Origin of the sequence: Planococcus sp. 1R117A (assembly GCF_051417975.1) — a bacterium.
Classification (GTDB): Bacteria; Bacillota; Bacilli; order Bacillales_A; family Planococcaceae; genus Planococcus; species Planococcus shenhongbingii.
The window spans coordinates 382,548-408,465 of sequence record NZ_JBPRLO010000003.1; the positions used below are offsets into that span (position 1 = coordinate 382,548).

Consider the following 25,918-nt stretch of genomic DNA (forward strand, 5'->3'; position numbering starts at 1 on the left):
AAATTAAATGGGCTTCAAGCAAAAAACCTCACTTATCGTGAGGTTATTAGACGAAATAAGAAAACAGAACAACTATGCCTCGGCTTGCAAGATTCAAAGCGAAAATTGCGACGATCGGAGAAAAGTCGATCATGCCAAGCGGAGGAATAAACCTCCGGAAAATATCAAGGTACGGGTCTGTAATGCGCGAAAGCATTTGGCCAATACTTGATTCTTTCGCATTTGGCAGCCAGCTCATTAAGATGCTGGCAATCAAAATAAATGAGTATATATTTATAGCCATTAAGATTAAATTCAATAGAGCTATCATTGGTTGTTCATCCACCTCTTTTATTGTTCATCGTCATAATAATAATCAGAGATTGCTCCGTCTACTTCAACTGTATCCGGTACGCAAAGAAAAATATCCGTTCCGATGCGCTGAATATCTCCTCCAAGTGCATATACGGTGCCACTTAGAAAATCAATGATCCGCAAGCCTTGGTCTTTTTCAATCCGCTGCAAATTAACGACAACGGCACGTTTATTTTTTAAATTCTCAGCAATATCTTGAGCTTCTGCATAAACTCTCGGCTCAGCTAAAATCATTTTTGAAGATTTGACTGCACTCTGCAGGCTGATCAAATTAGGTGCACTTGTTTCCACTGTTTTTTGTCTCCGTTCATTTGATTGTTTGCGAATTTCTGTTTGAACTGTTGCAGGTTTTTCATAGCGTGAAGCTGCTGGCTGCTTCGGCTGTTCTGCCGGCGGCTCTTCTTCTTCGAACTCTTCCAAGTAAAAAAAGTTTTTGAATTTGTTTTTAATGCTCATCACTTTGCCTCACTTTCTGACCCAACTAATGCAGTTCCAATACGCACAAAAGTTGCTCCTTCTTGCGCTGCAATTTCATAATCATTCGACATTCCCATTGAACATTCAGTGCAAGGGGCATGGCTCAATCCTTCAGCAGCAATTTCAAGTTGCAGCGCTTTTAATCCTTTGAATACTTCGCGGATTTCAGTCTCGTCTGTCGTGTTTGGCGCCATCGTCATTAATCCGATTACTTGGATTTTATCGAAGGCTTTCAGTGATTTTACAAAATCCAACGTTTCTTCAGCAAACAAACCACTTTTAGACTCTTCTTTAGAAACATTCACTTGCACAAAACATTTCACTGGATGAGCAGCGCGTTTTTGAATTTCTTTCGCCAAACTCATTCGGTCTAAAGAATGCAGATAATCAATTTGGTCAATGACCTCTTTGACTTTTCTTGTCTGCAAGTTGCCGATGTAATGCCAGTTTACATCTGCTTTAATCGCCTGCCGTTTTTTCAACAACCCTTCCGGACGATTTTCGCCAATATGGCGAATTCCTGCTGCAATCGCTTCTTCCGTGCGCTCAATTCCTACTTGTTTAGTGACTGCAATGACCTGAATATCCGGCCGGATATTATTTAATTGATTTTTGATTTCTTCATACACTGGTTTAATGGCTTTCATGGATTCACAACTTTTCTATCTTTTCTATAGATGTTCAACTTATTGTACCAAGTAACAGATTTTTTATCAATTATGCCCTATTCTCGAAGCCATGTTAGGAATTCCAAATTTTTTTCTTATTCGTTGATGTGGAAGAGGCTTTTGCGTACATGCTTTTACAATTTCATCATTTTAATGTTGAAGACAGGATAGAGAACGTGAACAACTGGATTGAACTCTTTTTCAACAACAGCTTTTTGTCATAAAATCCATAATTAAAATAGCCATAAAAAAACAGCTGCCCACAGGCAGCTGTTCTATTATCTTCTTTTTTGTCTATTGCGCAAGAACGTAGGGATATCTAATGCATCGTCCTGTTTTTCCTGGCGCACAGGCTCTTGCTGGTAAGCAGGGTATGCCGGCTCTTCACGGCGCTGTTCTTCGCGACGTGCTTCACGAAGCGAAGGCGGTGGAGTTTGCTGTTGGATGGATTGCACTCGGCTTGAGTTTAATCCTGATCCTCTTGGCGTTCTCGGCTGCAGCAATTCTTCATTAAAGCCTGTAGCGATAACCGTTACCACAATTTCATCTTTTAAGTTGTCGTTGATGACAGATCCAAAGATCATATTCACATCTTCGTCTGAAGCAGATGCTACAATATCAGCAGCTTCTTGAACTTCATAAAGGCTAAGATTAGACCCACCTGTTATGTTCATCAAGACGCCTTTTGCTCCGTCAACGGAAACTTCAAGCAATGGGCTTGATACAGCTTTTTTCGCAGCTTCTGAAGCACGGTTCTCACCTGAAGAAACACCGATGCCCATCAAAGCTGATCCTTTATTGGACATAATTGTTTTAACATCGGCAAAGTCAAGGTTGATAAGACCCGGTACGGCGATCAAATCTGAAATCCCTTGAACCCCTTGGCGAAGAACATTATCCGCTTCACGGAATGCTTCAAGCATCGGAGTGCTCTTGTCAACGATTTCAAGCAAACGATCGTTTGGAATAACGATTAGCGTATCAACCGATTCTTTCATCGTGCTAATTCCGCTGATTGCTTGTGTAGCGCGTTTGCGGCCTTCAAATGTGAATGGGCGAGTAACTACCCCTACAGTCAAAGCGCCAAGTTCTTTTGCGATTCCTGCGATGACAGGTGCAGCACCTGTACCGGTTCCTCCGCCCATTCCTGCAGTAACAAATACCATATCTGCTCCGCGAAGAGCTTCTTCAATCTGCTCTTTACTTTCTTCAGCGGCTTTTTTGCCGACTTCTGGATTAGCGCCTGCTCCAAGTCCGCGAGTCAGTTTACCGCCGATTTGAAGTCTAACTTCAGCTAGTGAAAGGTTTAATGCTTGTGCATCTGTATTTACAGCAATGAATTCCACGCCTTGCACACCGTGTTCGATCATACGGTTTACCGCGTTGTTTCCTCCGCCGCCAACACCGATCACTTTAATAACTGCTAGTGCATCAACTGTTGTGTCAAATTCCAACATTCTTTTTCCTCCTAAAATTGCTCAGCTTTTATAGTAAGCATAATGCAACGTTGATTTTATTCAAAGAATCTATCGAACATTTTTTTGGCTTTTGTGACGACGCCTTCGCCATTTTGCTTCGGTTGTCTCTGCTTTTTAGGCTGCGGTTGCTGCTGTTCTTGCTCAATTTTAACTGATTCGGATAAAGCAGCTCCACTTCCTACGTTGCCATAGAACATATCTTCCATGTAAGCATATTGGATAAGGCCTACAGCGGTTGTATATTGAGGCTCACGCACACCGATATATTCCGGCACAAACAAGCGGACACGTGTTTGAAGGATATGCCGGGCTAGCTCTGGCAATCCTTCCAGCTTAGCCATACCGCCCGTTAAGACGATTCCTCCTGGAAGGTCTTGGACTCCAAGCCGGTAAAGCTCATCTAAAATCAATTCGAAAAGTTCTTCCAGGCGAACTCCGATTATTTCAGATATGTATTTTTGACTGTATTGCTCTTTTGTATCCGATCCGATAACTGGCACTTCGAACAATTCATCTTCAGAGGCATCGTCGTAAAAGGCATGCCCATATTCGAGTTTGATTTTTTCGGCTTGTTCTGTTGGTGTTTTCAAGACAATCGATAAATCTTTTGTAACATGGTCTCCTCCTACAGGAATAACTGAAGAAGCAGTCAGATGGCCATTTTGGAAAATAGCTATCGACGTAGAGCCTCCACCGATATCAATACAAGCTGTACCGTGGTTTTTCTCATCTTCCGTCAAAGCTACATATCCTGCAACTAACGGTTGTACATAAATATCCCTGATCTGAAGGCCTGCGCGTTCCACACATCTTAATACATTATGCAAAATAGTTTTAGATGTTGTTACCATTGTACCATCCATCTCAAGCCGAATCCCAATCATACCTCGCGGATCTTTGATTTCGTCCAAGTGATCTACAATATACTGTTCCGGGATGATATTAACCAGTTCCCGTTCAGGTGGGATTGAAATAACTTGGGCTGCTTCCAATACACGATCTAAATCATCATCTGTAATTTCCCTGTTTTCACTATTTACCGCCACAACACCTTTAACTGGGTGAAGCGAAGCTTTATTTGCTGGAATTCCCAAAACCACTTCGTGTATCGATTTGCCAATCATGCGTTCTGCTTGATCAACCGCTTTTTTTATGGATTGAACTGTAGCATCTATATCAACAATCGCACCTTTTTTAATTCCATTGGATTTTACGTTTCCTACGCCGATGACATGCAACGACTTGTTGGCCATTTCTCCGATTAAAACTTTAACGGATGACGAACCGATATCTAGGCTTACATATAATTCTGATTGACTCAATTCGTGGCACCTCCTTATTAAACTGCTGTTACTTATATTCTATTGTAAATTGTACACCTTGTCTAAGTAAAACGGGGTAACTTTGAAAATTTTCCTTTAACTTATCCATGAGACTCCTGCAGTTCTTTTTTTTCAGACCATTTTGTTAAAATAATCCGGCGGATAACAGCGATATTTTGGAACAAACGGACGCCGAACGCAAAAATAGCTGCCAAGTATAAATCGACTCCCAAATGCACTCCTATAAAAGCAAGGCCAGCCGCAAGAACGATATTAAAGAAAAAGCCGGACACAAAAACTTTATCATCGTAAACTTGCTGCAGATGGGCACGGATTCCTCCGAATAATGTATCCAGGGAAGCGAGTACAGCAATTGATAAATAGTTCGCGTATTCAGGTGGAATCTGGATATCAGTCAAAAGGCCAAGTGAAATTCCAAGTATTAAACCCAATATTGATAACCACATCGCTATTCACCCTCCGCTTCCTCTAAATAATGATATTCAATTTCTCTTTCATATGCTTCTACTGTCAATGCATCTACCGGCTCAGAAACAATGACTGATAAATTATCGATATAAAAATCATCAAGAATACGGGATGACATTAAATGATTATACAGCTTTTCTGTGTCTTCTTTCGATTTTGACACAATTTTAATATTGAACGGCGGGGTTTGGATAGGGACAGTGTTAACGGTGGTCGCTCCATTAATATCTCGGATTGCAGTCGTATTTATAATCCGGTTGCCGTCAATCGAAACGTATAGCCCATTATGACGATTAATTTCATTGACAAGGCGGATCAGTAAATCAGGTGCAATGTCTTCGATATTCAACCCTAAAGCGACTGCTTCTGGAGAAGGTTCAATGGATACTTCTATGCCTGGGCCAGTGATTTCTGTTAGGCCGGCCAATCTCTGCAAATCTTCGACCGTTTCTTTTAACGCTTGCTCCGGACTTTCAGTAGATGCATCTTCGTATTTTGTTATAGTTTCATCGACTGTCCCGATTTCTGACAGCAATTCAGAATGAAGCCGCTTTTCCTGTGCAAGCTCTTGCCTAATTTCCCATACATCTCGTGTATCACGGGAATCCGGTTCGTTGATCGTGTTATATTGAATTGCCACCATCAATCCGATGACGAATAATATGATTGAAAACCGGGAAGAGATTTTCTTTTTCATCCAGCTCCCCCTCATTTAGGATTCTGACAGCAAAGCGGGCATTGAAATTTTTTGCCCCGCGTCTAGTGTGACAATAACGTTGTCGTTAACCAGCTGATCCATTACTCCACCTGAAAGTTTTATTGACGATTCCAGTACTTCAGGTTTTCCAATAGCTTCAATTGTAAATGGGGCAGGATATTGGACGCCGTCAACTGTGATAACAGGACCCGTACATACAATATACGAATTCCCATGTATCCGTTGTCCATTGATTGAAATTGCCTGAGCACCAGATATGTATAATTCATTGATTACTTGAAACACATGGCTTTCGTGCACGATATAATCATTCGGATTGACTGAATTCGCATCGTATTCCCCGTCTTGGAGCGTGACTTTCAATCCGCTTCCTTCAACTGGCAATATCCCAGTATATCGCCGGAGCGCGTCAGCTTCTTCCGCATAATCAGTGAAGCGGTTTTCACCGTCTGAAAATGATTTCTCATATTCCTGGATAGTTATTTGTTTTTCTTGCAATTCCTCGCGCAATGACTTGTTGCGCTCCTGCTGCTCAATCAACTCTCCCCGGAACCGTTCCTCTTCCTCGAAAAAGGCGCCTCCGGTGAATTCTTCAGCAGCCTGCTCAGCTTGTGAAAGGCTGTAAGAATAAGCCAGGATAAAGCCTAATACAAGAAAGACCAAAGAAAAAACAATTGATTTACTGATGCTTGCCTTGTTAATCCTGTTCGGGTTCTGCCGGTTTTTCATTTTCAGCACCTTCCTTCCGAGGACCATAAACATCATCGTACGAACGGAAGAAAATTCCGACCTCCATGTCAATAACACCCTTTTGCCCATCTTCTAATTGTGCTACGACTGATGGATAATAATTCAGCTTTTCGGCTAATGAGCTCAAAAGACCTCTTACTTCGTTCCCGTCATTCATATACAGTGTAACAAATGCAGCCCGTTCTTCGCTCGGCTTCAAAATAATTTGAGAAATCAAGTTATAAACTACCGGCTTGACTTCGGTAAGCTGGGACACCAGTTCTGTCCGATTTTTATCGTCGTCAAAATTAGAGAAGATGGGACCGCTTACTGCCTCGACCGGTTTTTCTAAAGGAAATCCGTTTGATAAAACCATTTGATAGCTATTGCCTTTATCAAGATAACCAATACCCTTAAATTCCTGAATTTCAATTTCTACGCCAGTCAGCCATTTCTTGTTAACTGAAGATTTTTCAACCCATTCCAGTTCATCCAGGTTCTTTTCGATTTCTTTTTCGCTAAATGACCACATAGAATCGCCAATCGTCAATTCACTTAGCCGTTGGTATTCTTCTTCGTTGTACAGCTTGGCTCCTGTAACGCTGATATCCTGGATTTTGCTGTACTTTGTCTGGCTGTAAATGAGAACACCCAGTAGAACAAGAAAAATGAACAGCAACGCCACGAACTTGCGATTGGTTCTTTTTTTCCGCCGCTCACGAAGCGTCGGGATACGTTCTTCAATATCAATCACTTTGTCCATACTTGCTGCTCCTTCCCCTTTATTCGTTTGCTTCCGTTACCCGTTGAACTGCATCGATAAATGCATCTCCACGAATTTCAAAACTGTCGTATTGATCCCAGCTTGCACAGGCAGGAGACAAAAGAATCGTGTCTCCACTTTCAGAATGCCCTACTGCTTTTTCAACTGCATCTTGCATGTCCCCTGCTTTTGCGATAGTGGAGACACCGCAGTTCTCTGCAAAATCAGCAAATCTGTCTGCTGTTTCGCCAAACGTGATAAGTGCTTTGACTCGATTCATATAAGGACGCAGTTCTTCTAAAGAATGGTTGCGCTCTAAGCCGCCGGCAAGAAGGACAATTTGTCCAGGAAACGCTTCAAGCGCACTTTTCGTGGCCAAAGCGTTGGTTGCTTTTGAATCGTTATAAAACTTTCGGCCTTTCCAGGAAACAATAAACTGGGAACGGTGCTTTACTCCTGTGAAGGACGTAAGAACCCGGATAATAGTTTCCTTTGTTCCGCCCCACAGCAAGGCAGCTGCAGTTGCCGCTAAAATGTTTTCAAGATTGTGCTGGCCGCCAAGCATGATTTTCGACCGTTCAATCAGTTTTTCTCCTTGCCAATAGACAAATTCACCGTCAGCACTAATGCTTTCCTCTGTTCTGCCTTTCAAGGTAAAAGGAATTAACTGGGCCTGGCACTTGGCAGCAAATGCAGCGAGAAGCGGTTGGTCTGCATTATAGATAAAGTAATCGTCTTTTGTCTGATTTTGAGCTATTTTCATTTTTGAGGCTCTGTAGTCTTCGATCGAGCCATGATAGTCAAGATGCGCTTCATAAAGGTTAGTAATGATCGCGATATGCGGACGGAACGTTTCTGTTCCTTTTAATTGGAAAGAAGATAATTCCGTGACGATGACATTTTCCGGCGTCGCTTTTTCCGCTACCCCTGCTGCCACTGTTCCGATATTCCCTGCTATTAATGGTTTTTTCATATCTTGGTTCAGCATATGGAACAACAAAGTCGTTGTTGTGGTTTTGCCATTTGATCCGGTAATTCCGATAAAAGGAGCTTCACTGATTAAATAAGCAAGCTCAATTTCCGTCCAGATTGGAATGCCTTTTTCCATAGCTGATTGAATAATAATATTAGTATAGGGAATTCCCGGATTTTTCACTACTAACTCAAAACCTTCATCAAGCAGGTCTTCTGGGTGCCTTCCGCAAATTACGGTAACACCCGCATTTAGCAGTTCTTGTGCTTCCGGATTTTCCGCAAAAGGTTTTGAATCGTTGACAGTCACGAAAGCCCCAAATTGATTGAGTATACGGGCAGCTGTGAATCCGCTTTTAGCGAGTCCGAGCACCAGTACTTTTTTATGATGAAGTTGTTGTACTTGATTCATTTACATTACCTCCAAAGCAACAGCGATAGCTGCAGCGATAAGCCCTACTGTCCAGAAGACAGTGACGACTTTCCATTCTGACCATCCGCTCAATTCGAAATGGTGATGAATTGGGCTCATCTTGAAAATTCGTTTCTTTCTTAATTTGAAGCTGCCGACTTGTAATATTACAGATAAGGTTTCTATAACAAAAACCAGTCCGATCAAAAGAAGCAGCAATTCTTGTTTCAATAAAATTGAAACCATGGCCAATGCCCCGCCAAGTGCTAAAGATCCTGTATCGCCCATGAATACTTTCGCCGGGTATTTATTGAATACCAGGAAGCCAATCAAAGCACCAGCTACTGAAAAGGTGAATAAGGCGATTCCGGTCTCTTCTTGGTTGATAGCCAAAACACCAAATGCAGCAAAAGCGATAGACGCTGTTCCAGCGACCAATCCATCAAGACCATCCGTCAAATTGACAGCGTTGGAAAATCCAACAAGCCAAAAAATCAAGAATAATACATAAACAATAGACAATTCAATTGAAAAAGTTGTAAATGGAATTGTGACAGCCGTATCAAATTCAATGCTATTCAGCAATAAGAATGAAATGACGGCAATGACGATTTGAGCAATTAGTTTCTGAAGTGATGTTAAGCCTAAATTCCGCTTTAATACCACTTTGATAAAATCGTCCAAAAAGCCGATTAAACCAAATCCGAAAAGGACCAGCAAAAGAATCATGATTTCCGCTGTTATCCCTTCCGTAAACAACGCAACCAGCAAAACAGTTGCGATTATAGCGATTAAGTAGACGAGGCCACCCATAGTGGGAGTTCCCGTTTTTTTCATATGGGATTCGGGTCCTTCTTCACGGATACTCTGTCCAAATTTCATCCTTCTCAACAAAGGGATAAAAATCGGCATGAGTATTACTGTCAATAAAAAGGCGAGTCCAAAACCTAGCAACAAATTTACGTCCATTATAGAGCTCCTTTAAGCAAAAAATTATTCAGCTGTTTCTTCTTCAGGTGTTTCTTCAGGTGTTTCTTCAACTAGTTCTTCTTCGGCCGCTTCGCCAGCATTGTTTTCTTCCTCACTGGTTTCTTCACTGCCAGGTTCAGCCGTTGCTTCTTCTTCCGCAATGGCTTGATCTTCTTGTGGAATTCCTTCTAAACCATCCGTCATCTGTACTTTCGAAAAATCTTCGGGAGTCTGAAGCTGAATGACAACTGGATCGCTTTGAGTGACTTTAGAGCCTTTCGATAAGCTTTGGCTTACCGCGTACCCTTGGCCAGCAAGTTCCAGTGACAAACCGCTGAGTGATTGATAAGCCAATAAATCACGCTTCGACCAACCAGTAAAATCAGGTAAAATTGTCGGTCCTTCTGTTTTTAGAATAACAGTTCCGCCTTCGACTATTGTCTGTCCAGCTTCCGGGAATTGGCCCTTCACTTCTGAAGCATCACCAGTAACGGCTACTTTCAAGCCTTTTTTTGTCAATTCCTTTGTTATGTTAGCAGATGATTTGCCTGCATAGTCTTCCAAAGTAATGGTTTTAGCAGATTTCGAGTTTTTCGGTTTGATATTCATATGCTTTAATCCGTTTTCCATCACTGAAGTGAAGATTTTGGCTACAGGTGCAGAGCCGTATTCACCTGCAGGCAATTGGGGTTGCTGAACACCGATATAAACAAGCAATTCCGGATCTTCGGCTGGTGCCATTCCAAGGAAAGAGTACAAATAACCATTTTTCCCTTGATTGATATAACGTCCATCTTTTCCTGGCACTTGGGCAGTCCCTGTTTTACCGGCAACTGTATAATCCTGTAAAGCAAACGGACGGCCAGAGCCGACTTCCGATGTAACAGTAGACGCAAGGATTTTCCGGACTTCTTTTGCCGTCTCAGCAGATATAGGCTGGCCAGCTTCTTCCGGCTTGCTTTTCACAGAAACTTTCCCGCTGTCAGGATTCTTAATCTGGTCAATCACATACGGCTTCATCATGACGCCTTCATTGGCAATCGCTGATGCAGCTTGGATCATCTGGATCGGCGTCACTGTTGACCCTTGGCCGTAAGAAGTCGTCAACCTATTGATCGGATACTCATTCAGAATTTTACCGGAGGCCTCATTCGGCAAATCAATACCCGTTTTTTTGCCAAAACCGAAGGCATCGATATAGGTCATGAATGTTTCAGGTCCAACCCGTTCTAACAAATACGCCATGGAAACATTGGAAGAACGCTGGAAGCCTTCCAGAAACGTAATACTTCCCCAGCCTCTGCCGCTATTATAGTCACCGATGGTGGTGTCCAGCAATGTATACTTCCCGGAATTATAATAAGCATCCGGGTCCCATTTGCCTTCTTCAATCGCAGAAGCGAGCGTAAACATCTTCATCGGCGATCCAGGTTCAATCGTCAATTCTATACTTTCATTGAGCCAATTATCCGAAAGGCCCTCACGTGTGTTCGGATTAAATGTCGGACGTTGTGACATGGCCAGAATTTCACCAGTATCCGGATCTGCAATGACAGCAATCATCCGGGCCGGTTCATATTCATCCTGTACCTTAGTCATTGCATCTTCCAGGAAGTTTTGAAGTGTTCTATCCAGTGTCAGTTGGACATTCGAGCCATCAACTGCCGGAGTTACTGCAGACTCGCTATTTGGAAGCAAGAATCCCCATTTATCTGTAGAAAACTCCATTTTGCCGTTCTTTCCAGTTAACGCTTTATCATGAATCGATTCAAGTCCCATTCTCCCTTTTGTAACCATTTGCCCATCATCTGCTTCTTCTTTCATTGCAAAGCCGACTAAATGGGACGCAAAGACTCCATTTGGATATAAGCGCTTTAAATCTTTAACAAAAAGAATGCCTGGGATTTTGTCTTCTTTCATTTCCAGCATTTGGGTATGGCTGATTTCCCGGCCAGCTACTCCAAATTCAACTTGATACCGGTCTTTCTCAACGCCTTGCTTTAAAATACTCAAGATTTTTTCTTCTGGCATTTTTATATGCTGAGCAAGTGCTTCTGCGGTTTTTTCCACATTTGTCACATGTCGTGGACTGCTGGCATGCTGAGTAGCGGATTCATCCAGAACGGCAACCACCTTATACGTCAATGTATCTTCCGCAATCACATCTCCATTGCGATCCAGGATTTTCCCGCGCTCAGCTGTAAGTACTTGTTCTTGTTGATATTTTGCCGCGGCTTTAGCTGCTAATTCTTGTCCTTCAACAGTTCCAGTTGCCTGAATAGTGACAATTCTGACCGTTAAAATGAAAAAGAGCCCTGCGAAAACTAAAAACAGCAGAAAGGCTCCCCATTGAAATCGAAACTTTTTTTTCATTGTCCTGGCACTACCACCTTTACATTTTGCTCATCTAATTTTAGGCCTTTTTCTTTCGCTTTTGCCCAAATGCGCTCATATGAAGACAGTTCTTTTACTTGTACAGACAAATCTGTATTTTGTTTCATTTTTTCATCGATTGAATGTTCAATTTTTTGAATTTCTTGTGTAGATGCCTGAATCACTGATTGGTTTTGAAGCACCAATAGTGCACACAGGACAAATGCCGTCAAGAAAGACAAGTAAAGGACTTTCTCACCTTTTGTAATAAGTTTTTTTCTTTTTACCGGTTGCCGGTCCGGATTTTGAGGAACGGCCGGCTGTTGTATGTATGTTTCCTTTCTCACATGTAACGCCATTTGAACACGCCCTTACTCTCTAATTTTTTCTACAATCCGCAATTTTGCTGACCGTGATCGATTGTTTTGTTCTAGTTCTTCATCAGAAGGAAGAATAGGTTTTCTGGTTATAAGTTTAAATTTCGGTTCCATGCCTGCTGGGATCACCGGCAGGTTTGGAGGCAGTTCCGGCATCGAAGACGATTCTTTGAAAATCGTTTTGCATAACCGGTCCTCCAGTGAATGGAAAGTGATAACACTGACTCTTCCTCCAACAGCAAGCAACTCGAGCGCATGCTGCAATGATGTTTCCGCTGCACCAAGTTCGTCGTTGACTGCAATCCGGATCGCTTGAAAAATACGTTTTGCCGGATGGCCGCCTTTCCGTCTTGCAAAAGCCGGAATGCCGTCTTTAATGAGGTCTACTAACTGGCCAGTAGTTTCAATCGGCGCCATTTCTCTTGCTGCTTCAATTTTCCGGGCAATTTGCTTGGAGAACTTCTCTTCGCCATACCTGTAGAAAATACGGACCAGCTCTTCAAATGACCACTCGTTCACCACATGATAAGCACTCAACTCGGCTGATTGATCCATTCGCATGTCTAATGGAGCATCATTGTGGTAGCTGAATCCTCTTTCAGGTGTGTCAAGTTGAGGAGAAGAAACACCGAGGTCATAGAGAATGCCGTCTACTTTTTCAATTCCATGCATTTCTAACTCTTCTTTTATGAACTTAAAATTTGCGTGAATAAAAGTGATTCTGTGTAAGTAATCTTTCAGTTTTACTTGCGCATGTGCAATTGCTGTGGCATCTTGGTCGAAGCAATATAGATGGCCATCATCTGATAACTGCTGCACCAGATATTCGCTATGCCCTGCTCCGCCGAGCGTGCAATCCACATAGATGCCGTCAGGACGAATGTTCAGTCCATCGACAGTCTCCCGCAGTAGAACCGTGGTGTGGTTGAACAATCCATTCCCCCCATTCAGTTTTTAGAAATCAAAGTCTGCTAAATTCTCTGCAATATCATTAAATGAATCTTCAGATGCGGTGAAATATTCTTCCCATGCTTCTTTCGACCAGATTTCAAATCGATTAGAGACACCGAGGATTACGCATTCTTTTTCAAGTTTCGCATAAGATAACAACGTTGCTGGAATATTGACGCGTCCTTGTTTATCAAGTTCCACTTCAGAAGCACCTGAAAAAAAGAACCGTGTAAATGCACGTGCGTCTTTTTTAGTGACTGGCAGCTCTTTCAGCTTTTCTTCAATCTTTTGCCATTCATCCATTGTGTAACCAAATAAGCATTGATCCAGGCCACGGGTAATAACAAAATTTTCGCCAAGTTGTTCGCGAAACTTTGCAGGTACGATTAAACGTCCCTTTGCATCAACGCTATGTTGATATTCTCCCATGAACATACCTGTCACCCCACTTAATGTCTTTAATGTACCACAATCCCCCACTTCTCACCACTTGTTTTTGAAATATTTCATGTATGTTACAGAATTTAATCTCATACGCACTTCTTGAGACAAAAAAAAGTCTGCCGAGGCAGACTTTTTACTGTTACAGGTAGATTATTTTATGGTTTTTGTCATATTTAAAATCCAGTTTCAGCATGTCATGAACAAGATCTAAGCCGTAGGCATTCATATAAGGAAAAGGGCTAAAAACACGTTCCTGGAAATTTGCATCCGGACGCAATTCCATCTCGATCAACCCATAATGATTAAATTGTGTACTGTTTTGCAAAACGACTTCATCTTCCATTTTATGCCTTAAAAATTGAAGCTGTTTTAAATGAAATTGAAGATTTTTCTCTACAAGCGGCACTAGCCCTCCACTGATGGCGGCAAAACTCTCTTTTATTTCTTCGTACTTGGTTTCCAGTTGCTGCTGCACTTCTTCTACCAAGCTTTCGGCTTCTTTTTCCCGAATCGATTCCATTAAAGTATTGCGTAGTTCTGCCACTTTCAGTTCAGTGAAGACTTCCGAAAACGTCAGCTTGTATTTTTCCAGAAGAGTTTGGACTTGTCGGTTGATCAAAGTCATCCCCAGACGCGGCATGACGATGGGAAGTTCCATCCCCATTACTTTAAATGCCCCTTTAAGGGCAGCCCAATAAGCAATTTCGCCCGGCCCTCCGACAAATGCTAAAACCGGAAAAACCATTTCTTGCATCAATGGGCGGGTAACCACATTATTGCTAAGCCGTTCCGGAGAACTTTTAGCGATTTCAAGCAATTCTTCAACAGTAAACGACACAGCTCCTTCGTTGCCTATGAAATTTTGGCCATCACGCTGAAGCAAGATCCGTTCGCTGTTCACTGTGATGAACAAATTTGCAGCTTGAGATTCCGCTTCTATCACCGCGGAATAACCGTCTTCCACTAAACTTTGTTCGGATGCCAAAACAGCTTCCGCAATTTCTTCCGAGTTTTCAATCATTTGCACAAAATAAGGAGATTCATATTTCCGAAGCGCCGGATTCGCTGCATCAACATAAAGGAGTCCTTCTTCTTTGAAAAAATAATTAAGCAAAGCTGAAAAGAATTCCGTGAACGACTCTGCCTGTTCCAGGAGTGAAAACACCAATTGATGAAGTGCTTTTGAATGCACTGTTTCAGGCAAGCTTCTGAAATATTCTTCCAAGTATGAATGCACTTTTACCTTGTTGAGTTTTGCGGATGAAGCTGAGTTTTTCCCATATTCGGCATGCGGGAAGTTCAATTTATCCAACCTGCCGTTTACTTCTCTATACAGATGGCTGATTTCCGCCAAGTCGTGGTCTTCACCGGCAATCCAGAAGACGGGAACAACTTTTGTTTTTAATTGTTCCGTGGCCTGTTTTGCCAGCACAATTACTGAAATCGCCTTATGCACCGTATAAAGTGGTCCCGTTAAAAGCCCTGCCTGCTGGCCTGTCACGACGACCGGCGCGCCGTTCTCAAAGTCGCTCAAATGGCTTTCCGCTTTTTCAGAGATGCCATTCGGCTCCATGTATTTCCGAAGAATACTCCCTAATCCGGCACGGTCAACTTTATGCTGCCGGATAGCTTCAAAACGCTTGCTGAACTCTTCAGCGCTTGGTTCATATGAAAAATACTGCAGTATTTTCGACTTTCCGTTTATGTAATCATCCATTAGTTTGCTAGCCGGTGCTATATATTGTTCCTCTAACTTCATGAAAAATTGTCCCCTTTTCCCTTTACATTCAGTTCTACTATATCAAACGCAAACGCAGTTGGAAAAAAATACGCCTACAATCCAAAAAATCGGCTGATTGTAATTGCTGCGCCGGCAATCCAAAGGAGAACGTAGGTAAAGCTTAAAATCAAAAAATAAATTCGCCATGTCTTGCGGAAAAACTTGCCAATCTCAATCTCCTTTGTTTTTTTCCATTCGATGGTTAAAACAGAAATTGCGATTAAAATGGCCACTATATAAATAATAAATGCAAGATCGATTTGCCATATCACAGAAACTGCTAGCGGTACGGAAATAAACAGCAGAAACGTCGTTAAGTCAGCGGCCAGCCCAATAGACCTTAAGCCCAGCTTTTTTCTCGTAAGCAATACAGCCAACACAAACAATATGAACGGGACAAAAATAACAACGGCTCCGATAAAATATAGGATGTCCATCGGTCAAACCTCACTGGATTTTAATAAATGATAAAAAGCTTTGAGCAAAGGAAGTTCAGTTGATGAACGTTTCAGTAGATAGAGCAAAATCGTATCGAGCTCCATCTGGCGGCCCGCCATTTTATCCATCAGCATGGAAGAAGAATTTTGTGCAGTGACAGCGCAAAGAGCAGTTACTTCTTCAAAAGGCAGCAATGTTTCAATTTCCGGGAATGCCCGGTATAACTCCGTATAAACATCTTTCATCAGTTCGTAGGCATAAGGGTTCGTCAAAAGTTCGCCGTTCTTTATCGCCATCAATGCTGTCAATGGATTAATGATGCCATTTAGCAGAACTTTCCGGAACAACAGCTGATCGGCATTTTCACGCCACTCAATATTGGCTCTGCTCAGTTGAAGCAGCGGCAAAAACTTTTGTTTATCGCCTTTTAAAAGCGCCAATTTAATCATGCCATTTCCCGTATGCTTTATTTCATTGTCGCTAATCTTAAGAGCCCCATGTTCTACACTGCCTGCTGCAATATTTTGCTGGGGCATTTCTTTGATAAACTGAAGGTGCAACATGCCATTCTGCAAAAACACCAGTGGATTTTCACGGCCGTACTCTTTTAAATAAGGCAAAATTTGTTCCAATGCATCATATTTCACTGCCAGCAAAAGATAGGCTTTCGGATCGATATGACTCCAATCCGTAAATGCCTTGACATGATGATTTCTTTGTCCTTTGATGATTCCATTTTCATTGATTTTTTTTGCTTGTTCACTGCGGCGCGTCAATAATTGCACTTGTGCCCCAGCCTCTTCAAGCAGGCAAGCAAGCAGCATTCCGACAGCTCCTGCTCCCACTATGACAAATTTCATGGCAATCCTCCTTGATCAATACAATATTTTTCTAAAAAAAGAAGCCTGCCTTATAAAGGCAGACTTCCATACTTAGTATGATTATACAGGATAAACCGCATGTTTTCGATATGGCATCGGCAAATCTTTAGTTTCATAAAATGCCAGACGCTGCGATACTACTTCCCGCAATTGATGCGGTGCCACAATTTCATCGATGATCAGCTCGGACGCCAATTTATAGATATCAATTTCTTCTTTGTATTCCTGATGTTTTTCCTGAACATACTTCAGCCGTTCTTTAGGATCTTCAATGGCTTCGATTTTATTCGAATAAACTGCATTGACTGCCGCTTCAGGACCCATTACAGCGATTTGCGCTGTAGGAAGTGCGATGCAGACATCCGGCTCGAATGCAGGTCCAGCCATTGCATAAAGACCGGCACCGTATGCTTTACGGACTATGACCGATATTTTAGGCACAGTGGCCGAACTCATCGCAGCGATAAACTTTGCACCGTGCCGGATGATGCCGGCACGTTCCACTTTCGTTCCGATCATAAAGCCTGGAACATCCGCAAGGAACAATAACGGAATGGAGAAAGCGTCGCAAAGATTGATGAATTTGGCGCCTTTATCGGCAGAATCACCAAACAGCACGCCGCCTTTCACTTTTGGCTGGTTAGCCAATATCCCGACCACTTGGCCGTCGATGCGTGCAATTCCAGTGATCAATTCTCCAGCAAACAGCTTTTTGATGTCAAAAAAGCTGCCTTCGTCCACCAATTGGTCAATCAACTCATACATATCAAATGGCGCGTTCTGGTTCTCAGGAATAATCGCTTCTAAAGTCCGTCCGGCTTTTGCTGCTTTTGCTTCAATTTTCTCCGGTTTCAAAGCAAAGTTTGCCGGGAAATTGGACAAATAGCGGCGGGCTTCAGAAATGGCTTCTTCTTCACTGAAAACGAGGACATCGCCGACGCCGCTGACCGTACAATGCATGCGTGCACCGCCCATTTCTTCAAGCGTCACTTTTTCACCTATGACTTTTTCGGCCATGCGCGGCGATCCAAGGTACATTGACGCATTGCCGTCAACCATGATGACTATGTCGCAAAATGCCGGTATGTAGGCGCCTCCCGCTGCAGATGGACCGAACAATAAACAAATTTGCGGCACCATGCCGGACATTCTTACTTGATTGTGGAAAATCCGCCCCGCACCCCTACGGTTTGGAAACATGTCAAGCTGGTCCGTAATTCTGGCCCCCGCCGAGTCCACCAAATACAGCATCGGCACTTGCATTTTCTCGGCCGTTTCCTGTATCCGGATAATTTTCTCAACCGTTCGCGAACCCCAAGATCCTGCTTTGACGGTGGAGTCATTGGCCATTACGCAAACCGTTTGGCCATTCACTTTGCCGATTGCTGTGACAACGCCGTCAGCCGGCAAATCACCAGCTTCGACATTGGCAAAGCGCCCATCTTCCGCATAATGCTCATCGTCGAATAAGAGCTTCAAGCGGTCACGGACGAATAATTTATTGTTTTCCTTCATCTTCTCGTGATATTTGGGATGTCCTCCCGCAAAAATCGTCGCGAGTTTTTGTTCCAAGCGTTCGTTATAGCCGGTCGTTTCACTCGTTTTTGTCATTTTCGCTGTCCCCTTTGCATAAAAACTTTCTTATTCACCAAGTGTAATCAATGTTTCTTCTTCGTTGACAAATCCGCCGACTTCTACATGAATTTTCTCAACAGTACCGCTGATTTCGGCTTCAATTGGAATTTCCATTTTCATCGATTCGATTGTGACAACTGCTTGCCCTGCACTTACCGCTTCACCTTCTGCAACCAAAACATTCAATACCGTTCCTGCCATCGATGCTTTCAATTCTTTCATAATCCTTGTTCCTCCTTTGTCTTTTCGAGCCATGTCGGCAATACAGATGTTGCGTATTCTCCGCTTGCAAATTCCTGGGATTCAATAAACTCTTTAAATAACGGAATATTGGTTTTTACTCCCACTATTGTAGCATGATTGAAAAAATTCTGTGATTTCCGAAGAGCTTCTGCCCGGTCACTGCCCGTAATAATTACTTTTGAAATCATCGGGTCATAAAAAGGAGTGATGCTATTGCCTTGTTCATAACCTGATTCAATTCGGGCGCCTTCCCCCCATTCAATTGTCTGAAGCGTACCAGGCGAAGGGAAGAAGGTTTTTGGATCTTCTGCATATATCCGGTATTCGATTGCATGCCCGGTAGACTGGATGCTGTCCTGCGATGGCAGCTTTTCCCCTTTCGCAACGTTTATCTGCCATTCGACCAAGTCAAAACCAGTTACTTGTTCGGTGACTGGATGTTCCACTTGGAGCCGGGTATTCATCTCTAAAAAGTAAAAGTCATTATTTTCATCAACGATAAACTCAACCGTTCCGGCATTTGTATAGCCGACCGCTTGGCCTGCCTTAAGAGCCGCTTCACACAAACGGGCACGGGCTTCCTGCGGCAAATGAGGTGATGGCGATTCTTCAATGACTTTTTGGTTTCTCCGCTGGACGGAACAATTCCGCTCAAACAAATGAACGATATTACCATGTTGATCCCCAAATATCTGTACTTCGATATGCCGGGCGTTTGGTACAAACTTCTCCAAAAAAACGACATCATCGCCGAAATAAGCTTTGGCCCGATTTTTTACAGAAGCGAATTGCTGACTGAGCGCTTGCTCATCATCACAGCGCACCATGCCGATGCCTCCGCCTCCAGCACTGGCTTTCAGCATAACTGGATAACCAATCGCTTCCGCTTCTGCCAAGGCTGCCTCAAGAGATGCCGCTCCTTGTTCTGTTCCCGGCACTACCGGAACACCAGCTTGAATCATCGTCCGGCGGGATTCGATTTTATCGCCCATTTTTTCCATGATATCAGCGGCTGGGCCAATAAAGATCAATCCTGCTCTTTCCACTTTTCGGGCAAACTCAGCATTTTCGGACAGCAGTCCATATCCTGGATGGATGGCTTCTGCTCCATGCGTTTTTGCCGCTTCAATAATCTTGTCTACTTGCAAATACGATTGTACGACCGGATTTGGTCCGATTAAGACAGCTTCGGTTGCTTCACTGACATAAGGCAGATCCCCATCAGCCTCAGAGTGAATGGCAACCGTTTCGATGCCAAGCCGATTGCATGTGCGGATAATCCGCCGTGCAATTTCGCCTCGGTTCGCAATCAGGATTTTATTCATATAAGAAATACCCCCTGTGTTTTTCTCCCTTCTCTAGCATATACGACTTTTGTAAGCGATTTCAACTATTGGTGAAATTTTTTTATAAATTGAAAAAAGACTTCCGCAATTCGGAAGTCTTACTTTTTAGGTTTTGTTAAAAAATCATTGACGGCTTCATGATGTGCATCTTTGGCCCAAAGCTCGGCGCAATGCCGCACTTCTGCTTCTACACGGTCTTTGAGGCCGTTCAATCGCCATTTTCTGACGGCGACTTCTTTATATGCGCGGTGCACTTCCGGCCGAATTTTCTTCATGGATTGGAAAAATTCTTCGATGTCGGCCTGATCTTTGACCACTTTTGTCGCCCAGCCAATTTCAAACAGCTGTTCCGCTGAAAGGGCATTAGCATCGCTCAGCATTTTCAACGCACGGTCATGCTGCAAAGTTTCAAATAAATAAGTGCCTCCACCCCAGCCGCTTGTCATCGCAAGTGTCCCTTGAATAAACCCGCATTTCGCGTGCTCCCATACCAGCCTGTAATCGCATGCTGTAGCGATTTCACAGCCTCCGCCGACTGCCGCTCCATTTACCAGCGCGACTACCGGCACAGGCAAAGTTTTAATGGAATAAAGCACTTCACTCATCCGTTTCAACATCGGATAAGCCTGTTCTTCTGTTTTCAGTTCATGAAAAACCGATAAGTCGCCTCCTGAACAAAAAGCTCGGCTTCCGGTTGCGGTAATAATCACAACACGCGGATTCGAATTATGTACTTTCTTTATTAGCTCTTCAAGTCCTGCCATGACTTCATCATTAATGGCATTTCGGATTTCTGGCCGATCTATCGTAAAAGTCATGATCCCTTCTGCCATTTCAATTTTGTACGACATCTTACCACTCCTTATTTTTGGATAGAGAAAAAGGCTATCGAGAGCCATGGCCTCTCAATAGCCTTTTAGCAGCAAATACTGTTTTATTTGCTTGCTACTACTTCTTTCCCTTTGTATGATCCACATGCTTTGCAGACGTGGTGAGCCAATTTCGATTCGCCACAGCTTGGGCAAGTTACCATGCCCGGCAATGACAATTTGAAATGTGTACGGCGTTTTCTTTTAACGGTTTTGGACGTTCTTCTAGCTGGTACAGCCATCGGTGACACCTCCTTACAATGATTCTATTCATCTGACTGATCAAAATACTTGGCTAAATCAGCAAGTCTTGGATCCGGTTTTGGTTGTGCGTCTTCTTTCTCGGCTTCCACTTGCTCATCAGTTGAATAGGACCAGTCGTTGCCGCCAGTTATAACGGTTTCTTCAGAGTCCTCCTTGAACACTTGAATCGGTACTTCCAACAGAATCAGTTCTTCCAGTACCGGCTGAAGATCAATTGTTTCAGTGGCCACCATGTGAACATTATCGTCTTTTGTATCCCGGTCTTTTTCAGACCATGAGAAAATTTCAACCGATTTAATGTCAATAGGAAATTCAACGTCTTCCCAAGTTCGTGCACAAGGTAGCGTTAGCATCCCTTTGAGATGAAGCTGGCACGTAATTTGTTGTGAACCAATCGTGCAGTGTCCTGTGACGTGTACAGGTGAAATTTCACGAATATCGCTATTGCGTTTTTTCACTGCATCCAAATGGACGATTTCGTCAATTGGCATTCCGTCTTTGCGATGCTTTTGAAGCTGTTGAATCGCCATTTTCATAAGTATCACCTCTAAGACAACAAAGTTGATTATATAATGCACAGAAATGGATGTCAAGATAAAATCTTGTCAGGTCAATCCCAACATCGGTATACTGTTATTAAAGTTTACCAAAGGAGGGATAGAAATGAAAGCTACAGGCATCGTGGTTGAGTACAATCCTTTCCATAACGGCCATCTCTACCATGCTCAGCAATCCAAACTTGAAACAGGCGCTGATGTGATCATCGCTGTTATGAGCGGCCAATTTCTTCAACGCGGAGAACCTGCGTTTGCCGACAAATGGACTCGGACAGAAATGGCGTTATTGAACGGCATTGATATTGTCATTGAACTTCCCTATGTTTACGCTACTGCCCAAGCATCGGATTTTGCAAAAGGCGCCATTGCTCTGCTCTCTGCCATAGGCTGCGAATCTTTTTGCTTCGGCAGTGAACAAGGCGCTATCCATCCTTTTCTTCGTACGTACGAGCTCCTGAATGGACAACGGGAGCAGTATGAACAAAAGATCCATGAAGCCGTCCAAACCGGCATCAGCTACCCCAAAGCTATGAATAGAGCTTATAATGCCTTAACCGGGAATAACGATGGATACGCCGACTTGACACAGCCCAATAATATTCTGGGCTATCATTACATAGAAGAAGCAAAAAAAATGGGTTCTCCTATGCGCCCATATACAATTCAGCGCATTGCTGCAAATTACCATGATCCGATTGATAAAGGATTAACCATTGCCAGTGCTACAGGCATACGACAAGCATTTTTCGAAGAAGGTTCCATGAAAGAAATAGCGAATTACATGCCTGTGCCTTCTCTCCTAGGCTTACAGGAATTCAACCGGCAATATCATGCATTCGGCAGTTGGGAGCAATTCTATCCTATACTGCGTTATAGCATCTTAAAAGAGCGCCCAGCTCAGTTAAAACGTTTTTCCGAGGTGACCGAAGGCATTGAAAACTTAATATTTGAAGCAGCTGCAAAAGAGCATGAATTTGAAGGGTTTATCGGCCGCGTCAAATCGAAACGCTTTACCCGGACGCGTGTCCAGCGCATGCTGACGCATATTTATACCGGCTTTACATGGGACCAGCTCCGGTCTTTCCAAACCCCTTCTTATCTGCGTTTACTGGGAATGTCTGAAAACGGTAAGCGTTATTTAAATCAGCAAAAAAAGAATATCGGGCTTCCCCTCATCAGCCGCGCCGCTAATTTAACGGACCCGATGGGGAAACTCGATATTCATGCCAGTTCCATGTATCTGCTTGGAATAGGAGCTAAAGATTTGAAGAAAGAATTCACTTCGCCTCCGCTTTATTTCGGCTGAAGCTCTTTCAAATATTCAATAGCGTCGTCGATGGTCTTAACCGGAACGATTTCCATATCAGTCCCGATATTTTCCGCCGTTTCTTTGGCTACATCATAATTGGATGCTGAAGCTCCTTCTGTTTCATCGGCTGGAGCGAAGAAAATATCAATCTCTTCATTGTCGGCAGCGATCACTTTTTGGTCAATGCCGCCAATTCTTCCCACTTCCCCTGTGCCTGCCATGGTTCCAGTCCCCGCAATGTTATAGCCTTTTGTAATATCTTCCTCAAGCAATTGATTTAAAATTTCAAGCGTAAACATTAATCCTGCCGAAGGTCCTCCAATGTTTTCTGAATCGATTTCTACATCGGGAGTTGTCTTTATTTCTTTGTTTTCCACAAAAGTGATTCCTAGTCCGATCCTTTCCGGATCAGTCGGCAGCGGTGCTAATGCAATGGTTTCAGTGATTTTCCGCTGTTCCCGTTCAAAAGCCAGTTCCACTTTATCGCCATCATTTTTGCTGGATATATAATCCACAAACTCTTTTTGAGTTTCAAAATCGTTGCCGTCAATCGACAGCACTTGATCTCCGGGAGCTAAAATTTCATCTGCGGCTCCACCAGGAAGCACGTTCATAACAAAAACACCCTTATTATCAAGTTCATAAGGCAATTCGGCTTCTTCAAAAGCGACTTGCAATGCATTCACTTGAGAATCGGACATCAATTTCAGCTGCCGAACATTATACTCTTCGTCACTTTCGTGAGGACTGCGCACTTCTTCCGGTTTTAATATCTTATAACCGTCCTGGAATTGCGCGAAAAGATATAAAGTCGGCGTAGCATTCAGCATAGAGACCGTCATCAAACTCAAACTTCCTTGATCATCGTCATCTCCGCCGTCCACATTCACTAACGGGCTTAGCTCATAGGCTCCGCCCGGACGTGTAATATATAAGTTCATTTGGTAAGTCGATAAAAAAACAGCCAATGCGGCAACTATTACCAGCACAATCAGCTTATTATTTTTCATTTGCTGCTCCTTTCCGAATTGGCAGCCAATAACAAAAAGCCACGTTAAACGTGACTTATTTGAATTTCTGCTTTAATGCCTCTTCCACTGCACTTGGCACTAATTCACTGATATTCCCACCGTATTTCGCAACTTCTTTTACGATGCTTGAGCTTAAAAATGAATATTGGTTATTTGATATCATGAACAAAGTTTCGATATTTTCGTTCAAAAATCTATTCATTGAAGTGATCTGCATTTCATATTCAAAATCTGAAACTGCCCGAAGCCCTCGAATGATGGCATTCGCTTTCACTTCACTCGCATAATCAATAAGCAGGCCAGAGAAAGAATCCACTTTTACATTGGGTATTGAATCGGTAACTTTGGAAATCAATTCATGGCGTTCTTCCACATTAAAAAGCGGCTTTTTTGACGAATTGTTCATAACCACTACTTTAACTTCATCAAAAATGGTTGAAGCTCTTTTAATTATATCAAGATGCCCCAATGTAATAGGGTCAAAACTTCCTGGCACTACTGCAATCTTACTCAAATTCTTCTCCCTCTTCCCCTTGAAATCGATAAATTGAAATGACGGTGGCACCATAAAGTTCTTTTTTAAATCGTTCAAAAAAAACTGTGCGGTCGCCGAGTTCTACTTCTTTGGCGTGTTCACATACTACGATGGAATCCTCCGTCATGATTCCAAGTTCTGCTGCTTTATCCATCAGCTCATATGCTTTTTCCATATGATAAGGCGGATCCAAAAACATCAAGCGTGCTTGCAGATTGTTTTTTTTAATCGCCTTAAGTGCTCGTTCAGCATCAATTTTGTATACTTCCGCTTGATCTGTCAGCCTTGTTTTTTCCAGGTTCGCCCGGATCGTTTCAATCGCTTTGCGGTCTTTATCTGTGAAAATCACTTTATCAATGCCTCTGCTCAAAGCTTCAATGCCCATTCCTCCGCTCCCAGCGAATAAATCCAAGGCATTGCCTCCATCAAAAAACGGGCCAATCATATTAAAAATGGATTCCTTGACTTTGTCAGTCGTCGGCCTTGTTGAAGTGCCTGGCACCGCTTTGAGCGGAAGGCCTTTTACTGTTCCTGCTACAACACGCATTCTATCGCCTCTTATTTGCTAAAATTTCTTATGAATTAAACCTGCATAATGGTAAAATATTAATTGGAAAGGACGTGACCCTATGATTCAGCGATTTATCGAATTAGGAGAAGGATACGGAGACCTATATGAGCTCCGTGAACTGATCACCACAAATTCAAACCGTTTTAAGCATGGCTTTATATTTGTTTCCTTAACCAAAGGAGGCCAGCCGGTGCTATCTGTTGCAGCGGCATTCGAACCAGCCGAAGAAGGCGGCTTCATGCCAATTTACATATGCCGGGAAGGAATACCGGAAAACTCTAAAAGGCTCGGTTTATTTGAAGAAACCGTTAAACAGCTTGGCCATCAACCCATTAAAATGGATGTAAAACATTCTTCAGCCTATGCCGAGAAGAAATTTTACTTTAGCCATCTGATAGCGATTCTAAGATTAAATCATTATATTCCGCCTATGCAGTAATTATAAACCAATTTTATAATCATATTCTTTCGCCTTATCCGGCTTTGCATTTTCGTACTCGGTTTTCAAAAACGGCCGCTGTGACTCAAGAATTTGTTTGACGTACGGCAGTTTTGATAATTTGGTTTTTGTGCTCTCAATAACTTCCTGGTCCATATAAAGAACGACATATTTCAGTCTACGTGAAATAAAATGAACATGCCCATATTTTCTTAGTGATTTGGCTTGTTTTAAATGATGCACATAAACAATGAGGCCCTGGCGATCACGCATAACTATCCCTCTTTTCTTAATTTCTAGAATACCATAGGAAAGAAAAAAGCCGCAACCAGAGAGAACGAAACTTTGGACCGAAGCTGTATGATTCGGCTTTTGATCTGTGCAACATTGCTAGGTTTTCCCCGAACGGCCGGCTTCCAGGTTTGAAGAGATCTCCTCCCGGTTAAAACAGGATAAAACTAACAATAAATATTGGAATTCGCTATAATAACTTTAGCTTTATTTTTGAGGGGGTTATCCATTCA

30 protein-coding genes are annotated in these 25,918 nt (G+C 42.8%); 2 read left to right on the forward strand and 28 right to left on the reverse strand.

What is annotated here, in order from left to right; all coding sequences use genetic code 11:
* Nucleotides 1–46: 46 nt before the first annotated feature.
* The 24 genes from ACSFXN_RS11635 to ACSFXN_RS11750 form a co-directional block, all read right to left on the reverse strand.
* On the reverse strand, nucleotides 47–310 hold the full coding sequence (locus ACSFXN_RS11635; RefSeq protein ID WP_300989665.1) for a YggT family protein: 264 nt from the start codon (nucleotides 308–310) through the stop codon (nucleotides 47–49).
* A gap of 20 nt (nucleotides 311–330) precedes the next feature.
* Nucleotides 331–810 (reverse strand): cell division protein SepF, encoded by a 480-nt coding sequence (locus ACSFXN_RS11640; RefSeq protein ID WP_437150273.1) that lies wholly within the window; start codon nucleotides 808–810, stop codon nucleotides 331–333.
* Complete coding sequence (locus tag ACSFXN_RS11645; RefSeq protein ID WP_437150275.1) at nucleotides 810–1,478, reverse strand: YggS family pyridoxal phosphate-dependent enzyme; 669 nt, start codon at nucleotides 1,476–1,478, stop codon at nucleotides 810–812. The genes ACSFXN_RS11640 and ACSFXN_RS11645 overlap by 1 nt, the downstream gene beginning before the upstream one ends.
* A 299-nt stretch (nucleotides 1,479–1,777) precedes the next feature.
* The gene (gene ftsZ / locus ACSFXN_RS11650; protein ID WP_437150277.1) at nucleotides 1,778–2,956 is read right to left on the reverse strand and encodes a cell division protein FtsZ; all 1,179 of its coding nucleotides are present in this window, start codon (nucleotides 2,954–2,956) and stop codon (nucleotides 1,778–1,780) included.
* 56 nt (nucleotides 2,957–3,012) lie between these two features.
* Nucleotides 3,013–4,299: a cell division protein FtsA gene (ftsA, locus tag ACSFXN_RS11655; protein ID WP_437150278.1), complete on the reverse strand. Its 1,287-nt coding sequence runs from the start codon at nucleotides 4,297–4,299 to the stop codon at nucleotides 3,013–3,015.
* A 101-nt stretch (nucleotides 4,300–4,400) separates the two neighbouring features.
* Nucleotides 4,401–4,766, reverse strand: coding sequence for a small basic family protein (locus ACSFXN_RS11660; protein ID WP_300989670.1), 366 nt, complete (start codon nucleotides 4,764–4,766; stop codon nucleotides 4,401–4,403).
* A 2-nt stretch (nucleotides 4,767–4,768) separates the two neighbouring features.
* On the reverse strand, nucleotides 4,769–5,485 hold the full coding sequence (locus tag ACSFXN_RS11665) for a DUF881 domain-containing protein (RefSeq protein ID WP_437150280.1): 717 nt from the start codon (nucleotides 5,483–5,485) through the stop codon (nucleotides 4,769–4,771).
* Nucleotides 5,486–5,500: 15 nt separating this feature from the next.
* The gene (locus ACSFXN_RS11670; RefSeq protein ID WP_437150281.1) at nucleotides 5,501–6,235 is read right to left on the reverse strand and encodes a DUF881 domain-containing protein; all 735 of its coding nucleotides are present in this window, start codon (nucleotides 6,233–6,235) and stop codon (nucleotides 5,501–5,503) included.
* Complete coding sequence (locus ACSFXN_RS11675) at nucleotides 6,204–6,998, reverse strand: cell division protein FtsQ/DivIB (protein WP_437150282.1); 795 nt, start codon at nucleotides 6,996–6,998, stop codon at nucleotides 6,204–6,206. The genes ACSFXN_RS11670 and ACSFXN_RS11675 overlap by 32 nt, the downstream gene beginning before the upstream one ends.
* A 19-nt stretch (nucleotides 6,999–7,017) precedes the next feature.
* The gene (gene murD / locus ACSFXN_RS11680; RefSeq protein WP_437150284.1) at nucleotides 7,018–8,382 is read right to left on the reverse strand and encodes a UDP-N-acetylmuramoyl-L-alanine--D-glutamate ligase; all 1,365 of its coding nucleotides are present in this window, start codon (nucleotides 8,380–8,382) and stop codon (nucleotides 7,018–7,020) included.
* Complete coding sequence (mraY, locus tag ACSFXN_RS11685; protein ID WP_437150285.1) at nucleotides 8,383–9,351, reverse strand: phospho-N-acetylmuramoyl-pentapeptide-transferase; 969 nt, start codon at nucleotides 9,349–9,351, stop codon at nucleotides 8,383–8,385.
* Between the two features lie 24 nt (nucleotides 9,352–9,375).
* Nucleotides 9,376–11,724, reverse strand: coding sequence for a penicillin-binding transpeptidase domain-containing protein (locus tag ACSFXN_RS11690; protein WP_437150286.1), 2,349 nt, complete (start codon nucleotides 11,722–11,724; stop codon nucleotides 9,376–9,378).
* The gene (ftsL, locus tag ACSFXN_RS11695; protein WP_437150288.1) at nucleotides 11,721–12,083 is read right to left on the reverse strand and encodes a cell division protein FtsL; all 363 of its coding nucleotides are present in this window, start codon (nucleotides 12,081–12,083) and stop codon (nucleotides 11,721–11,723) included. Before ftsL ends, ACSFXN_RS11690 begins: the two co-directional genes overlap by 4 nt.
* Nucleotides 12,084–12,095: 12 nt before the next feature.
* Nucleotides 12,096–13,034, reverse strand: coding sequence for a 16S rRNA (cytosine(1402)-N(4))-methyltransferase RsmH (gene rsmH, locus ACSFXN_RS11700; RefSeq protein WP_437150289.1), 939 nt, complete (start codon nucleotides 13,032–13,034; stop codon nucleotides 12,096–12,098).
* A 21-nt stretch (nucleotides 13,035–13,055) separates the two neighbouring features.
* Nucleotides 13,056–13,487 carry a division/cell wall cluster transcriptional repressor MraZ gene (gene mraZ, locus ACSFXN_RS11705; protein WP_300989679.1) on the reverse strand — a complete coding sequence of 144 codons (432 nt, stop codon included), beginning with the start codon at nucleotides 13,485–13,487 and terminating at the stop codon, nucleotides 13,056–13,058.
* A 148-nt stretch (nucleotides 13,488–13,635) separates the two neighbouring features.
* Nucleotides 13,636–15,255 (reverse strand): bacillithiol biosynthesis cysteine-adding enzyme BshC, encoded by a 1,620-nt coding sequence (bshC, locus tag ACSFXN_RS11710; RefSeq protein WP_437150290.1) that lies wholly within the window; start codon nucleotides 15,253–15,255, stop codon nucleotides 13,636–13,638.
* 74 nt (nucleotides 15,256–15,329) lie between these two features.
* The gene (locus ACSFXN_RS11715) at nucleotides 15,330–15,713 is read right to left on the reverse strand and encodes a DUF3397 domain-containing protein (protein WP_437150291.1); all 384 of its coding nucleotides are present in this window, start codon (nucleotides 15,711–15,713) and stop codon (nucleotides 15,330–15,332) included.
* A 3-nt stretch (nucleotides 15,714–15,716) separates the two neighbouring features.
* Nucleotides 15,717–16,574 (reverse strand): 2-dehydropantoate 2-reductase, encoded by an 858-nt coding sequence (locus tag ACSFXN_RS11720; protein WP_437150292.1) that lies wholly within the window; start codon nucleotides 16,572–16,574, stop codon nucleotides 15,717–15,719.
* A gap of 81 nt (nucleotides 16,575–16,655) precedes the next feature.
* A complete protein-coding gene (locus tag ACSFXN_RS11725) occupies nucleotides 16,656–18,206 on the reverse strand; it encodes an acyl-CoA carboxylase subunit beta (RefSeq protein ID WP_437150293.1) in 1,551 nt (516 codons plus the stop codon).
* A 30-nt stretch (nucleotides 18,207–18,236) separates the two neighbouring features.
* Entirely contained in the window at nucleotides 18,237–18,452 is a 216-nt protein-coding gene (locus ACSFXN_RS11730; protein ID WP_300989684.1) for an acetyl-CoA carboxylase biotin carboxyl carrier protein subunit, read from the reverse strand.
* The gene (locus ACSFXN_RS11735) at nucleotides 18,449–19,798 is read right to left on the reverse strand and encodes an acetyl-CoA carboxylase biotin carboxylase subunit (RefSeq protein WP_437150295.1); all 1,350 of its coding nucleotides are present in this window, start codon (nucleotides 19,796–19,798) and stop codon (nucleotides 18,449–18,451) included. The genes ACSFXN_RS11730 and ACSFXN_RS11735 overlap by 4 nt, the downstream gene beginning before the upstream one ends.
* A gap of 119 nt (nucleotides 19,799–19,917) precedes the next feature.
* On the reverse strand, nucleotides 19,918–20,670 hold the full coding sequence (locus tag ACSFXN_RS11740; RefSeq protein ID WP_437150296.1) for an enoyl-CoA hydratase/isomerase family protein: 753 nt from the start codon (nucleotides 20,668–20,670) through the stop codon (nucleotides 19,918–19,920).
* 83 nt (nucleotides 20,671–20,753) lie between these two features.
* Nucleotides 20,754–20,930, reverse strand: a complete 177-nt coding sequence (gene rpmF / locus ACSFXN_RS11745) for a 50S ribosomal protein L32 (RefSeq protein ID WP_300989687.1) — start codon at nucleotides 20,928–20,930, stop codon at nucleotides 20,754–20,756.
* Between the two features lie 24 nt (nucleotides 20,931–20,954).
* A complete protein-coding gene (locus ACSFXN_RS11750) occupies nucleotides 20,955–21,488 on the reverse strand; it encodes a YceD family protein (RefSeq protein ID WP_300989688.1) in 534 nt (177 codons plus the stop codon).
* A gap of 127 nt (nucleotides 21,489–21,615) precedes the next feature.
* On the opposite strand from ACSFXN_RS11750, the gene ACSFXN_RS11755 reads away from it, so the two are divergent.
* On the forward strand, nucleotides 21,616–22,815 hold the full coding sequence (locus ACSFXN_RS11755; RefSeq protein WP_437150298.1) for a nucleotidyltransferase: 1,200 nt from the start codon (nucleotides 21,616–21,618) through the stop codon (nucleotides 22,813–22,815).
* Here ACSFXN_RS11755 and ACSFXN_RS11760 read toward each other — a convergent pair.
* The 3 genes from ACSFXN_RS11760 to rsmD are packed head-to-tail and all read right to left on the reverse strand — an operon-like array spanning nucleotide 22,803 to nucleotide 24,931.
* Nucleotides 22,803–23,828, reverse strand: a complete 1,026-nt coding sequence (locus ACSFXN_RS11760) for a SepM family pheromone-processing serine protease (protein ID WP_437150299.1) — start codon at nucleotides 23,826–23,828, stop codon at nucleotides 22,803–22,805. The genes ACSFXN_RS11755 and ACSFXN_RS11760 overlap by 13 nt on opposite strands.
* Nucleotides 23,829–23,883: 55 nt before the next feature.
* Entirely contained in the window at nucleotides 23,884–24,363 is a 480-nt protein-coding gene (coaD, locus tag ACSFXN_RS11765; protein WP_300989691.1) for a pantetheine-phosphate adenylyltransferase, read from the reverse strand.
* Nucleotides 24,356–24,931: a 16S rRNA (guanine(966)-N(2))-methyltransferase RsmD gene (gene rsmD, locus ACSFXN_RS11770; RefSeq protein WP_437150300.1), complete on the reverse strand. Its 576-nt coding sequence runs from the start codon at nucleotides 24,929–24,931 to the stop codon at nucleotides 24,356–24,358. Before rsmD ends, coaD begins: the two co-directional genes overlap by 8 nt.
* Nucleotides 24,932–25,013: 82 nt before the next feature.
* Here rsmD and ACSFXN_RS11775 point away from each other — a divergent pair, with 82 nt between their 5' ends.
* The gene (locus ACSFXN_RS11775; protein WP_300989693.1) at nucleotides 25,014–25,394 is read left to right on the forward strand and encodes a DUF7147 family protein; all 381 of its coding nucleotides are present in this window, start codon (nucleotides 25,014–25,016) and stop codon (nucleotides 25,392–25,394) included.
* Here ACSFXN_RS11775 and ACSFXN_RS11780 read toward each other — a convergent pair whose 3' ends face one another.
* The gene (locus ACSFXN_RS11780; protein WP_300989694.1) at nucleotides 25,395–25,667 is read right to left on the reverse strand and encodes a YlbG family protein; all 273 of its coding nucleotides are present in this window, start codon (nucleotides 25,665–25,667) and stop codon (nucleotides 25,395–25,397) included.
* Nucleotides 25,668–25,918 lie beyond the last annotated feature (251 nt).